9 protein-coding genes are annotated in these 13,745 nt (G+C 35.6%); 6 read left to right on the top strand and 3 right to left on the bottom strand.

The genetic code is table 11. From position 1 onward, the window contains the following. Positions 1-27: 27 nt before the first annotated feature. The 3 genes from C6H25_RS08130 to murJ all read right to left on the bottom strand — a co-directional run bounded on the left by C6H25_RS08130 (position 28) and on the right by murJ (position 7,055). Positions 28-4,005, bottom strand: coding sequence for a vacuolating cyotoxin family protein (locus tag C6H25_RS08130; RefSeq protein ID WP_233707365.1), 3,978 nt, complete (start codon positions 4,003-4,005; stop codon positions 28-30). 191 nt (positions 4,006-4,196) lie between these two features. Further along, positions 4,197-5,594, bottom strand: a complete 1,398-nt coding sequence (gene cysS, locus C6H25_RS08125; RefSeq protein ID WP_104748923.1) for a cysteine--tRNA ligase — start codon at positions 5,592-5,594, stop codon at positions 4,197-4,199. Beyond that, positions 5,595-7,055, bottom strand: coding sequence for a murein biosynthesis integral membrane protein MurJ (murJ, locus tag C6H25_RS08120; protein ID WP_104748922.1), 1,461 nt, complete (start codon positions 7,053-7,055; stop codon positions 5,595-5,597). 141 nt (positions 7,056-7,196) lie between these two features. On the opposite strand from murJ, the gene C6H25_RS08115 reads away from it, so the two are divergent. The 6 genes from C6H25_RS08115 to C6H25_RS08090 all read left to right on the top strand — a co-directional run bounded on the left by C6H25_RS08115 (position 7,197) and on the right by C6H25_RS08090 (position 13,316). Further along, a complete protein-coding gene (locus C6H25_RS08115) occupies positions 7,197-9,050 on the top strand; it encodes a FapA family protein (RefSeq protein WP_104748921.1) in 1,854 nt (617 codons plus the stop codon). An 18-nt stretch (positions 9,051-9,068) separates the two neighbouring features. Continuing rightward, on the top strand, positions 9,069-9,620 hold the full coding sequence (ruvA, locus tag C6H25_RS08110; protein ID WP_104748920.1) for a Holliday junction branch migration protein RuvA: 552 nt from the start codon (positions 9,069-9,071) through the stop codon (positions 9,618-9,620). 14 nt (positions 9,621-9,634) lie between these two features. Then, complete coding sequence (gene ruvC, locus C6H25_RS08105) at positions 9,635-10,111, top strand: crossover junction endodeoxyribonuclease RuvC (protein WP_104748919.1); 477 nt, start codon at positions 9,635-9,637, stop codon at positions 10,109-10,111. Between the two features lie 381 nt (positions 10,112-10,492). Beyond that, positions 10,493-11,968: a catalase gene (locus C6H25_RS08100; protein ID WP_104748918.1), complete on the top strand. Its 1,476-nt coding sequence runs from the start codon at positions 10,493-10,495 to the stop codon at positions 11,966-11,968. 174 nt (positions 11,969-12,142) lie between these two features. Beyond that, on the top strand, positions 12,143-13,018 hold the full coding sequence (locus C6H25_RS08095) for a Tat pathway signal protein (RefSeq protein ID WP_104748917.1): 876 nt from the start codon (positions 12,143-12,145) through the stop codon (positions 13,016-13,018). Between the two features lie 76 nt (positions 13,019-13,094). Next, positions 13,095-13,316 (top strand): hypothetical protein, encoded by a 222-nt coding sequence (locus tag C6H25_RS08090; RefSeq protein WP_104748916.1) that lies wholly within the window; start codon positions 13,095-13,097, stop codon positions 13,314-13,316. The last annotated feature ends 429 nt before the right edge of the window (positions 13,317-13,745 follow it).

Raw genomic sequence — 13,745 nt, 5'->3', positions numbered from 1 at the left:
AACCCATGCAAAAAGCATGGGGCATTTTTAGAAGCTATAGCGCATGCCTAGATTGGAAGCAACACTCCCCATATCTAAAGTGAAATTATGGGCATAGATAAGCCCTAAGTTTAAATACACTCCTTTATTTAATTGCAATTCTCCACCTATCATAACTCTTGCGTTAGTATTTAGCGGACTATGACTTGCATGGATAGTGAAGTTATTTAAAGATACGGCGTTATTAGTGCCAAAGTTTGCAAATTCTTGCAATACACCGGCATTAACATACATATAAGAAGTGTTGCCATAGTAGTAGCGAGCCTCTAAATTCGCATTGATATTAAAAAGGTTGCGATTGCTTGCGCCATGGCTTAAGGCTAATTGGGCGTTATGGCTTTGAATATTGGTTGTGCCTAAGTTTTGATAAGCCACTCCTACACTTGGTTTTAAGACTAATGCGTTATTAAGGAAAGTAAAATCATAACCATAACTAGCTTGAGTTATAGTGCTATAGGACATATAATTATAGCCTTGATTTAAGCCTTGTAATAGTAGATTTTTAAACATCAAGCTTTCATTATTATTGCCAATAGCACCTTGAATGTTGAAATCAAATTCGTGCTTATTAGAAAACACACGAGAATATAATCCAAAATTAGTGTTGTTAGTCCAAGAATTAAGAGCGCTTGAGCCACTTTGTGAGCCATAGCCATAACTCCCAAACCCTCCTACAATCGCTTGTAAGTTTTCGCCATCAATATAAGTGTCTGCTCCTGCACTTGTGCCATATAAGGAAGTATTACCTCCATTACTCAAGCTTGCTCCTCCAATAGCATTAGCCCAAATATTTGCATGCTTTTCATTCTTTGGAGCGAATTTGTATAGCACTTCTGCCATAGTTTCTACAGAGCTAAAGCGTTTGTTTTTGAGAGCTTGTAAGCGTTGCTCAAAAGCACTTAAATACTCTGTGTGGCGTCTAGAGAGATTGACTAAGCGAGCGTTTTGCGTCATGGCATTACTGAGTTCTAAGGTTTGCAAGGCACTCGTTTTATTCTCTAAATTATTCACTTGATGATTTAATACAGAAGTAGCCATGCCAAGGTCTTTGATAATGGTATTGGTGCTATTAGCATCAATCATTTGTCGTGCATAGCCGGCATTGTGTGCATTGATTAACATGGTTTGCAAGAGATTTCTGCCTTGTGTTCCAAAATCTTTTTTAATGCTTTCAATAGCACCATAGCGATTAGCTAATTCAAACACGCTTTCAATCGTGCCAAAAACATTTTTATTGATAGCAACAAGGTTTGGAGTAGCATTAGAATTGAGAGCGGAAAAATTAGCGTAACGAGCGAATTGTGCATTCTCATTGCTATGAGGTAGATTAATAAGGTCTTTACTATCTGTTGCACTAGGTGCGATATGACTATCTTGAACGCTTATAGCGATTTCTTTATGAGTAGCCACTTTATCAATAGCAGTATTTCTCCATGCCCTACCTTCAAGGTATTTATAAGCGCTTGGGTCATTAACCATATTTTGATTGCCAATAGCCATTCCACAATCTCTAATGTCGTTTAAATCTTGCACCACACAAATATCCATGCGTTCATGGTTGCTATTATAAAGGGCTATGCGTTCTTTAAAAGCATTTTCTTGACCAATATCAGTATTGACATTGCTAGAAGTGTTGTAATAATCAATGCTTTGGGCTGACACTAAAACATGCTCCACATTTTTAGTGAGAGTGTCAGCATAATTAATTTTAATGAGAGGATTATAAAAACCGGTTTGACTATTAATGTTGTCATTAAAATCAAATGTCGCTCTATTGCCTACATTTAAGGTTGCTACACGCCCATCTTGAGTGTTGAGATTCATAACCGCTTGATTATTAGTAAAATTACCTTGAATATATAAATCCAAATCTTTGCCATAATCCATGTTAGCCCCTTGAGCTAGAGTGAGATTATTAAACATAAGTCCCGTCATGCCTTCAATACTTCCGGGAGCTCCAAAGGTTAGGAGTTTAGTGATAACCACTTCTCTAATATTTCTCGCATCAAAATAATTCCAAGCGGCATGATAGAATGAGCCAATGGTTAGCTTTTCGCCTTTTTTAAACTTGATACCCCCAGCATAAAGTGGGTTATAGCCTTTTTGTAAGCGCACAACATCAATTACAGAATTTGAGCCTATATCATCGCTAAAGTAAGTGTATTGACCCGTGCTTAAACCATGGCTTGTGGTAACATACAATTCTTTAATGTGAAAGTTTTTAACCGCAACATTTGTAGAAGCTGTAGTGAGTTTGTCAATATTAACCATGCCACTTACACCACTAAAATTTAAGGTAGTAGCATTTAAGCTATTATTTCCATTGCTTGCATTAATATCTTTAAAATTTGCCGTTTTGGCATCCACTTCTAAATCAACAGAATTTCCTAAATCAATATTGCTATTAAAAGTAGCTATGCCATTATGTGTATCTGTGCCAGCTTTAAAAATAAAATTTGCTCTTGAGCCTACAAAAGCAAACCCACCCACTTGGTTATTAACCATTAAATTCCCATTAACAGTGATGTTTCCGGTTTGATTTTCTACTAAAAGAGTGCGTCCACTTGCTTGATTGGATAGATTAATACCGCCTTGACCGATATTTAAATTAGCTGCATTAGTGGTAAGAACGGCTTTATATCCCCCAACTTTAGTAGAAGCATCAGTGTCTACATTCAAGCGATAGATATTTACAACCGTGTTTTTTGCACCCGGAAAAGGGCCATTGACAACTTGCACGGGTTCAACTTGTGGTTTTTGTGAATTGCTATTTGGAGGGTTAATGACCTGAACGCCATTATTACTATTATTTTTCTTAGTGGTTTTTTCTTGGCTATTTTGAGTGTTTTGAGCAATCTCTTCTTTATAGCCACCTTGTGGAGGGGTTATGATGTGTAGCCCCGCACTTTGCCATAAATCTAGAACGCCAATATTGGTATTGCTATTAGCAATAATTCCTGCTTGGGCGTCATTATGATCGCCTACAATAAGATGGCTAAAATTCACTCTTCCATAGACTTCTGCGGTATTTATCAAACTCCATGAAGGTGATGAATAGGCTAATGGGTATTGCAAGCGACCCATCCATACAGCACCTTTGAGATCAACGCCACGCACAATTTGCCAAGGATTGGCTTCAAAATCTTTATCCCAACTTGAAATTAAGTTGAGTGTAGCACCATTGTAGAGAGAGATTTCAGCGTTTTTGCTACTTGTGATGCCTTCTGAGCTTTGCAAAGTTAAGACCGTTGCATTAGGCTTTCTTCCAAGTCCATCACCTACACGATTATTAATCTCTAAAAAATTATCAATTAAAATATTGTTGGCGTTAAAATCCACTCTAGTGGTGCGTTCATTAAAGCTTGTAAAAGAATTACCATTAAATTGCCCTAAGCGTAAAGTAGCTCGTTGCATATCTACATCTAAATCCCCACCGGTATAATTAATAAGCCCTGAGAGATTGTAGATACCCCTTGCATTTTTCATATTGACTTCAAGCTTATTCCATTGACCGCCTCTTACCCAATAATGCCAAGAGGCATTTCCAGAGTCCCAGCCAGATTGGATATTGCCAGAAAGGAGAGACTGATACAAATCATATTGCTTATTGGGATATAAATTAAAGCCTAGACCCGCTTGAACGCGCCAAATTTTTTTGGGAACATTAGGGGCTTGACTAGCTTGTTCGGCTTGTTTGGTTATCCAGCTAACAATGCCTGCAGCTGCCCCTGAGGCAATCCCTGAGGCAATTCCACCAAGAACATCTTTTAAAATATCTGATAAAAGCCCATAATTGTTATCCAACGGAGCTATTGGGGCTTCTTGTAAATGCTCTTTTGCATAAGGACTTATTTCTAAATGAGATGTTTGAGCGCTTAATGAGGTGCTTGTTAGTATGCTTGCTAGAGCAAGTGAGACAACAGGGCGACCCATCTTGTGGCGTATTTTTTGTGTGCTTTTTGACATTATTTTCCTTACTTATTGTTGTAATTTGACTATACAAATGGTGCGATTTAAAACTTTGAAAGTTATGTTTCAATGGCATTTTTTATATAGAATTCTAGGTATTGTAATTTATCTTAACTAATAAAAAAGAAATTAAAAGTAAAAAATGTAATAAATTTAGGAGTTTATGTAAGAATATCTTAGAAAAAAGCTTAAAAAAGCTTTTCCCATGTAGTTCCTTGTGGGGTATCTAACAAAGCGATTTTTTGCTTCATTAGCTCTTCTCTTATGCTATCAGCCTTACTAAAATTTTTTTGTTGCTTAGCTAGGTTTCTTTCTTCTATCTTTTTTTCAATTTCTCTTTTTTCATTCTCGCTTACCCCTAATTGAAAATAATCTAGTGGGTTTTTAAAACCTACGCCAAGCAACTCTTCTACAAAATTTAAATTCGCTAAAATTTCGCCCTTTTTAGCTTTATCTTTAGGATTTTGATTAAGCTCTTCATTAGCTAAAGAAAGCATGTTTTCTAAAACGCTCAAAGCTTTAGAGATGTTTAAATCATCTTGCATGCATTCTAAAATTTCTTTTTTAAAGTTTAAGTTAATAGTGCCTTCAAATCCTAGAACTCTCTGTTTTAAGCGATAGATTTTATCTAAGCGTTTTTTACTCATCAATAAATCTTCTTCATTAAAACTAAGAGTGGAGCGATAATGCACCCCTAGTAAGTAATTACGCAAAATTTCGCCATCATAAGTTTTTAAAGCGTCTTTGACAAAAAAGCTATTTCCTAAGCTTTTAGACATTTTTTCATTATTGATATTCACAAAGCCATTATGCATCCAGTATTTAGAAAGCTCTATTTCAAACGCACAACGAGTTTGACTTGCTTCATTTTCATGGTGGGGGAATAACAAATCTGCTCCGCCTGCATGAATATCAATTTGATAAGGGGTGTTAGGATTAGCTAAGGTTTTAAAAATCATGCTAGAGCATTCTATATGCCAACCGGGTCGCCCCTTGCCTAAAGGGCTATCAAAGCCCACATCATTAGCCCCCTTGTAGCTTTTCCATAAAACAAAATCTTGTTCAGAGCGTTTTTCTTCTCTTAAACCTATACGACTAAATTCCACGCTACTATTATGCGAACTCAAAGAGCCATAATGCTTGTCCTTGCTCGTGTCTAAATAAATATCGCCATTAGTGGTTTTATAAGCGATATTTTTTTCTAAAAGCGTTTCAATCATTTCAATCATAGCGTCTAAATATTCACTTGCCTTTGGCTCTAAGCTTGGCTTTTTGACATTCAAAGCGTTTAAATCGTTCGTATAAGAGTCAATATAAATCGCACTCAATTCTTTAATGCTCTTATTTTCTTTCAAGGCTTTGTTGATAATCTTATCATCAATATCGGTGAAGTTTCTAACCATAGTAACTTCATAATCGCTTAACTCAAGCGTGCGTCTTAGTAAATCAAAAGCAATCGCACTTCTAGCATGCCCTAAATGAGCGTCATCATACACCGTAGGCCCACACACATAAATACTAGCCTTGCTTTTTACTAAAGGCTCAAAAGGGACTTTTTGTTTTAATTTGGTATCATAAATAAACATTTAAAAACCTTGAAAATAATAAATTAAATATAAATGTGTAACTAACGACTTGAACGCTAAGAGCAACAATATTTCTGCACAAGCTAGAAAAAGAATTGCAAGCCATAATTTCAAACGCTTGATTATACCTAAGAATAATTTAAAGCCAAACGCTTTTATAGTTAAAACAAATAAAATAAGTCCGCTCAAACTATTAGAAAGAGCTAGTCCTAAAACCCCTAAAAAGGGCATTAAACTTAAAGAGCAAACTAAGCCTAAAAGAAGTGTGATTAAAGAGATTTTAGCCGCTTTTGCTTGCTCTAATTTAGCATAGAGCCATAAAGAAAAGAGCTTAGATAGTCCAAAAGGGAGTAAGCCCAAAAGATAGAGTGAAAAGACTTGTGAAGTGATTAAGGTGTCTTTAGGGCTAAAATGCCCCCTTTCAAATAAAGCTTGCGTGATTTCCTTACTTAGCATAATGCCCCCGATACTACAAAAAAGTAAGACACTCACTAAGAAAAACCACGCATTTTGTAAGCGTTGTAAGATTAAATGTTGCTCATTGTTTTTAATCGCAATCGCAATGCTAGGAAAAAGGGCTGTGGATATGGCAATCGCAAATAGGGCTAAGGGCAGTTGGAACACTCTATTTGCATAATACAGATAAGACACGCTCCCACTTGCTAGAAATGAGGCTATTGTAGTGTCTAAAAAGGAGGCGATTTGTGCGGTGGAGTTGCCTAATACGCTAGGAAAAAATTGTTTGAAAAAACTTTTTAAATCCTTTTTAGCTTGATTTAAACGATATTCTTTTTTCATCGCATTTGTGGTTTTAAGGCTCAAAAATCCTTTCAATAATAAAGTGAGTAAGCCTAGTTTGACTAAGGGGTAAAAATGTAATATTATTTGAGCCACGCCCCCTAAAAGCACACCATAGCTCAAATAGTATAAAGCTTCTAAATGCGATTTGTCTTTAGAGATAACAAGGGCTAAAATCATGCATAAATTCAATAAGCTTGTGCTATACGCACTTGCAAAAAAGCTGTGCTTGTATTGCAAAAGTGTGCCTAAAAAGGTTGTGATAAACACTAATAAAAGATACCAAAAATTAATCGCTACAATAGGGGTGCATAATTTTAGAGTTTCTTCATTAAAGCCATAAGCGAGCAATTTAGTTAGCCACAAGGGGTTTAAGGCTACAAACAAGCACCATAAAAATAAGATACCACTAAAAAGTAGCCCCACAAAAGTTGCAAAGCTTCCTTTAATAGAACTTCGTATGAAGCTTGGTAAAAAACTTTGTGAAAATGAACCTTCAGCAAAAATACGCCTGAATAGATTAGGCAATTTGAAAGCCACAAAGAAAATATCGCTATACACCCCTGCCCCTAGAATGCTAGCCATCATCAAATCTCGTAAAAAGCCTAAAATTCTGGAGCACAAAATCCCTAAGCTGTTGGTTAAAAATAATTTTTTTAGCATCTTTAGTGTAACTATTACCTAATTTTTAGCGTTTTTTTGTTAGGATATTCCCTTACTTTTTCATTTTCGTAGTATACCATTAGAGAATTAAAAATGCTTAAAATGCGTGTTTTTGATGACTAAATTTGAGGAGTTTGAAAAATGAGCTTGGAGCATTTTGCCCCAAAAACCATTGCACAATGCAAGGATATAAAAAAAGAATTAGAAAAGGTTGCTGAAGAGAATCATTTAGACATTCAAGAAGTGTGGTTTGAGATTTTAAAGACTTCTATTTTTGTCAAACCTAATGCTAAAGATGATTTTAGTGAGGCTCTTGGGGGTGAGCTACAACAATTAGAAGAAGATGAATATTATGAAAAAAAAGAGCTTTTAATTTACCAAGCGCATGACATTAGAATAAAAGCCTTGCCTTTTGAGCGTTTTTTTAAAGTGGAGTTAAGCACTGAGGCGGATAGCTTAGACATTATTTTAGATGAATGCTTTATTGTATTAGACACAGAGGAATATTACCAAGAGATGTTTGGGTATATCAAAGAGCGTATGGCTTATGAAGGGGTGATTATGCGTCATCTCCCTCAAATGTATGAGCGTTTAAAAGATTTACTCAAACAATATAAAGCTCAAAAAATCACTTCTAGGCGATTGAATTTGCAAACTGCATCACATTTTATGCCTAATATTGAAGAAAAGCCCGTTTTTTTGCTAGAGGAAGAATATGTTCCTACTCATAAAATACCTTTAAGTGAAGAACAAAACACTCTAAAAGAAAGTTATTACGCCTCTAAAGAAAACCAAGCTGTAGCTAAAGTGGCTTATCCTAGACAAGGAGTAAGCGGACGCAATTTAAAGGGCTTTTATATTGAAGTTTCAAAAGGTTCTAGCACGCCCATTCCTATAGGGCATGATAAAAACTTTTTTGAAGAAAAAAATCAAGCGGGGGCTTTGGTGTATTATTCTAAGGCTTTGCAGTATGTCAAAATGGAAAAAGGGCGTTTGTCTGCTAAGCGAGATTTTGAATTTAACGAAGTGAAATCTACCAATACACCTAATCTTTTAGGGGGGTTACAAAGTGGGATTGTTTTAGAGATTCAGGCTAAAGATGAACTAGGCGATGCGATAGATTCTAATTTGATTTTAGAGGCTAGTGAGATTCATGTGCGAGGGAATGTGGGTAAAGATGTGGTGCTTGTAGCTGAGGAAATTGCTATAGAGGGGCAAGTGCATCCAGAGAGTTATGTCTATGCCAATAAGGTGCGTATAAGCAACCATAAGGGCGTGTGCTATGCCAAAGAATTTGAGTGCAAGTATTTAGAGCGTGGAAAAGTGTATGCAGATAGCGCTAAAATGCAAGTGAGTGCAGGAAGTGTTATCTATGCTAAACAAATTGAATTAGAAAAGCTCAAATCAGATAACAAGCTGTATTTTTCAGAGCAATGCTTGATTGATGAAGTGGATGGTAATGGTAATCGCTTTATTTTTTATGCTTTTGGTGGGCGTGAAAATCAAGAAAAATTAAAAGAGGCAAAAGCTTTATTAAACCAATTTGGTATTAAATCTAAAAAAATTATTGCCCAACACCAAGCATTAAGTCATTTAGTTCAAAGCAATCAAGAGACAATGGAAAAACTTAAAAACGCTACTGAAGAAATCAGGCGTTCGTTGATGCAACAAGAAAGCGTGAAAGATGCCTACAATGAATTTATGTTCGCCTTGAAGCGTTTGAAGATTCTAAAAGCTCAAATGCTAGAATTGCAAAGGCTCAATAATGAATGCCACTCTAAGCTCATTAGTATAGAAAATAGCATGCAACAGGCAAGTATCATCACTAAAAATCCGTTTAAACAAGAAAATATTGTGATTTATCACCGCAATTATCCTAAGGTAAGCAACCTAACTGCTACGCTAAGCCATAATGAAAATGTGAATGTCATTTATGAGCCTAAAGAAAATAAAATTAAAAAGGTCTTTAAGGGTGCGATAGCCAAAAAGCCCTAGACATAGGAAAGAGATAAAATGATTGTAGGCTTAATAGGGGTTGTAGAAAAAATTTCAGCTTTAGAAGTGCATTTGGAAGTGCATGGGGTTGTTTATAGGGTTCAAGTTTCTATGCGAAGTTCTGCGTTGCTTCCAGTGGGCAAGGAGGTGCGTTTAAAAATCTTACAAGTGATTAAAGAAGACGCTCATCTTTTATACGGATTTTTAGAAGAGAGTGAAAAAATTCTGTTTGAGAGACTTTTAAAAATCAATGGGGTAGGGGGGCGAATCGCACTAGCAATTCTTTCAAGCTTTTCGCCTAATGAGTTTGAAAACATTATCGCTACCAAAGAAGTTAAAGCGCTTCAGCAAGTCCCAGGAATCGGAAAAAAGCTCGCTGATAAAATTATGGTGGATTTAATTGGCTTTTTTATCCAAGATGAGACTAAGCCCACACAAAATGAAGTCTTTTTAGCCCTAGAGAGTTTAGGTTTTAAAAGCACTGAAATTAATAAAGTTCTAAAAACTCTCAAACCAAACCTTAGCACGCAAGAGGCGATTAAAGAGGCGTTGCAATATTTACGCTCTTAAAAAGATAGAAGTTTATGCGTATTTTAGGGATAGACCCGGGCAGTAGGAAATGTGGCTATGCGATACTTGACTATACGCCTAGCAAGCTTTTTTTAATCACGGCAGGTTTTATCAATATCACTACACGAAGTTTGCAAGAACAGATTTTAGACTTAGTGGAGGCACTAGATCATCTGCTAGACACGCATGAAGTGCATGAAGTAGCGATTGAGGATATTTTCTTTGGATATAACCCAAAGAGCGTGATTAAACTCGCGCAATTTAGGGGAGCTTTGGGATTAAAAATTTTAGAAAGAATAGGGAATTTTAGCGAATACACGCCCTTGCAAGTCAAAAAAGCCCTTACAGGAAATGGTAAGGCAAGCAAAGAGCAAGTGGCGTTTATGGTTAAGCGTTTGCTAAATATCACAAGCGAGATTAAGCCTTTGGATATTACTGATGCGATTGCAATTAGCATTACACATGCCCAGCGCTTGAAATTCCAATGCTAAATTTTATCTGTTAAGATTGGCTTGATTAAATTGCAAATGATTTTTAAGTAAAATTTTTGTTATAACGAGTTTTTTAAAGTTCTATCGCTATTTTTTGTGCAAAATTTAAAAAATTTTTTATAATAAAGAAAATGAATGAATAATAATTAAAAGTTATAACAACTATTATTAAGATTGTTTATGTGTTTTATCTCTCTAGATTAATCGTTACTAAAGACTACGCATTGTTACAAATAGAAATGTTTGCTAATATTTTTTATTGTAAAGAGCAGTATTTTGCAAATGAGCTTAGCATTATTTATTCTTATGGAATTATAATTTCAGCAAGTAAGTTGGCTGGCGTCAATATTACGAAAAATTTTTAAAATCAAAGGACAAAAGATGACTAACAAGGATTTAAAACAAACTAGCCCTTTTGGTGCTCCAATTGGCGATGATAACAATGTGTTTACCGCTGGCCCTAGAGGTCCTGTTCTTTTACAAAGCACTTGGTTTTTAGAAAAACTAGCCGCATTTGATAGAGAAAGAATTCCTGAGAGAGTGGTACATGCTAAAGGAAGTGGAGCTTATGGCACTTTCACAGTTACTAAGGATATCACTAAGTATACTAAAGCAAAGATTTTCTCTAAAGTGGGTAAGAAAACTGAATGCTTTTTTAGATTCTCTACCGTGGCTGGCGAGAGAGGTAGTGCGGATGCAGTAAGAGACCCAAGAGGTTTTGCTATGAAGTATTACACTGAAGAGGGTAATTGGGATTTAGTAGGGAATAACACGCCTATTTTCTTTATTCGTGATGCGATTAAATTCCCTGATTTTATCCACACTCAAAAAAGAGACCCTCAAACTAACTTGCCTAATAACACTATGGTATGGGATTTTTGGAGCAATGTGCCTGAAAGTTTACATCAAGTAACATGGCTTATGGGTGATAGAGGTATTCCTAAGTCTTTCCGCCATATGGATGGTTTTGGTAGCCACACCTTTAGTCTTATCAATGCTAAAAATGAGCGTTTTTGGGTGAAATTCCATTTCAAGTGCATGCAAGGCATTAAGAACTTGACTAGCGAAGAGGCAGCAGAGCTTAGAAAGCATGATATGGATTCACACCAACGAGATTTGTTTGAGGCGATTGCTAGAAAAGAGTTCCCTAAATGGCGCATGAGCATTCAAGTAATGCCAGAATCTGATGCCAAAAAGTATCGTTTCCACCCATTTGATGTAACTAAGACTTGGAGTCAAAAAGACTATCCATTAATGGAAGTGGGTATTGTAGAGTTAAATAGAAACCCTGAAAATTACTTTGCAGAAGTAGAGCAAGCAGCATTCAATCCTGCTAATGTAGTTCCGGGAATTGGCTACAGCCCAGATAAAATGCTACAAGGTCGTTTATTCTCTTATGGCGACACACAACGCTACCGCTTAGGGATTAACCATTCTCAATTACCGGTAAATAAGCCAAGATGCCCATTCCACTCTACTACTAGAGATGGCTTTATGCAAAATGGTCATTATGGGTCTTTAAAAAATTATACTCCTAGCTCACTACCAGGTTATAAAGAAGATAAGAGTGCTAGAGAGCCTAAACTCAATTTGTCTTACCTTGAAAAAGAGTATGAAATGTGGAATTGGGATTATAGAGCTGACGATAGCGACTACTACACCCAAGCAGGTGACTTATATCGCTTGATGAAAGCTGATGAAAAAGAGAGATTGTATAACAATATTGCTGGTTCTATGATGGGCGTTCCTAAAGAAATCGTGGATAAACAAATGGAGCATTTTAAAAAGGCTGACCCAAAATATGCTGAAGGTGTAAAAAAAGCTCTTGAAGAACACATGAAAAAGATGAAAAAGTAGGGGAAAATATAAGCCATTCTAGGTATTCTTGGGACTTAAAGTCTTGGGAATGCCTAATTTGAATAGTATTTTCTAAATTCCGCTAGTTTTTCATTATCCTTTAAAGCGTATGGTAGTCCTTAGAAACGCTAAATAAACACATAAAATAAAAATTTAAATTGTAAAGAGATAGTTATGAAACGAAGAGATTTTATCAAAACAACTGCTTTGAGTGCTACAGGTGTTGTTCTTGGAGCACAACTTTTGCAATCTAAAGAAAAAGGTCATGGTGCTGAAAAGTATCATTTAGAGGCACACTATAGCATTGATTTTAATTCTGCAGAGCATACTTCGCTATTTATTCCCATGCCAAGTGTTGTGGCGAGCAATGTGAGTTTAGAGGGGAATTACAGCACTTATAAAAGCATGCTAGTTGATGGTTTGCCATATATGCAAGTGGATTTTAAAAAAAGCGCTAAAAAAAAGCAAGCTAAGCTAAGCTATGAGATTGCCAGTAAGCAACTCAATGAACGCTTGTTTGAGCAAGAAGATTTTGCAAGGCTTGGGCGTTATGAGCGTGAAGATTTGAGTGTGCAAAAAATTGCTAAACAACTTAAAGGCCTAAGTGCTAAGGAGAGCGTGCATAATATTTATGCTTTTGTTAAGCATGAAATGCCTAAAAGACAAAAAGCTTTAGAGGGTAAAGCGAATTTATCTAGGCGTGAGAGTTTGCCTTGGTTTGCAGAAATCTCAAAGGAGAGCATGTTTGTATCTTTGTGTCATGCGTGTGGGATTGAGAGTGCTGAAGTGCAAGGTCTAAAGCTAGGTAAAAATAGAGTGGCTAAAAATGCTTCTATGGTGGAAGTGTATTTTAAAGATTCATTTTTAGCATTTGATTTTCAGGGTAACAATAAGGAAGTTTTTATTCCGTTAAATCGTCATAAAGAGGTGCAATTAGACTCTGCGTTATTACCCACTTTTGGTGAGGCGTTTGCCCTTGTAGATGGTAGGAATTTAAGCAACTATGAGTCAAGCTTATTTGAAAAGAGAGTGCAATATAACACTATTTAATATTTTAGATTAAGATTGCTTGTAGGCAACATGCCCTTTTTAAGGGGATGTTAGAATATTCAAAAAGGAATATTTAATGCAAGGTTTTTTAAAAAAAATAAGCAAGGAATATAAAACTAAGCTTTTTTTTATTTATTGGCTTAGGTGGATGTTAAGTGCGGTAGTGATGTTGCCGTTTATGGAAGTTTTTCATTATTTTAATTTTCCGTTATGGCTTAATCTTTTCTTGGGGCAGACTATTGGAGCGTTAATATTCTTTAAACTTGACAAGTTGATTTTTTCTAAAAAAGAGGGGTAAAAAAAGGAAACTTTTGCTAAAGCGTGTGAGTGCCTTTAATAAAAGGCACAAAAACTATTTTTACATGCTTTGTCTCACTTGCTTTTATAATTTGTGGTATAAAAATTTACGCAAAGAGTTTTTTGAGTGTCTTTTTAATGGTCAAAGGCACTTAGTTTTTTAAAATGACATTTTTATATAGATTTAGAGAGAATGTAAAAAATATTTTCTATATTTTTAAATAATATTATAGGAACTATTTAATATGACTTGAGCAGATTTTTTATTGCAATGTTTTATATGAATGAAAAATATACTTTAGCTCTTTTGGTTAAAAATTTCCATTATCTCACCGCTTATTGTTAGCTGTATTACTGAAGACACTTTAATACTAAGATTTTATTAAAAACAAAGTTTAAAAGAGTTTTTATAAGTCCCTCCAAAAAAAAC

It is taken from the genome of Helicobacter cetorum, assembly GCF_900198405.1.
GTDB lineage: Bacteria > Campylobacterota > Campylobacteria > Campylobacterales > Helicobacteraceae > Helicobacter > Helicobacter cetorum_C.
Note: the sequence above shows the minus strand (reverse complement) of the source record. Positions and strands in the feature narration are given on the sequence as shown.

Excerpts from the sequence above, each read along its gene's own strand:
- C6H25_RS08130 (WP_233707365.1), bottom strand. The coding sequence starts at position 4,005 with ATGTCAAAAAGCACACAAAAAATACGCCACAAGATGGGTCGCCCTGTT.
- cysS (WP_104748923.1), bottom strand. The coding sequence starts at position 5,594 with ATGTTTATTTATGATACCAAATTAAAACAAAAAGTCCCTTTTGAGCCT.
- murJ (WP_104748922.1), bottom strand. The coding sequence starts at position 7,055 with ATGCTAAAAAAATTATTTTTAACCAACAGCTTAGGGATTTTGTGCTCC.
- C6H25_RS08115 (WP_104748921.1), top strand. The coding sequence starts at position 7,197 with ATGAGCTTGGAGCATTTTGCCCCAAAAACCATTGCACAATGCAAGGAT.
- ruvA (WP_104748920.1), top strand. The coding sequence starts at position 9,069 with ATGATTGTAGGCTTAATAGGGGTTGTAGAAAAAATTTCAGCTTTAGAA.
- ruvC (WP_104748919.1), top strand. The coding sequence starts at position 9,635 with ATGCGTATTTTAGGGATAGACCCGGGCAGTAGGAAATGTGGCTATGCG.
- C6H25_RS08100 (WP_104748918.1), top strand. The coding sequence starts at position 10,493 with ATGACTAACAAGGATTTAAAACAAACTAGCCCTTTTGGTGCTCCAATT.
- C6H25_RS08095 (WP_104748917.1), top strand. The coding sequence starts at position 12,143 with ATGAAACGAAGAGATTTTATCAAAACAACTGCTTTGAGTGCTACAGGT.
- C6H25_RS08090 (WP_104748916.1), top strand. The coding sequence starts at position 13,095 with ATGCAAGGTTTTTTAAAAAAAATAAGCAAGGAATATAAAACTAAGCTT.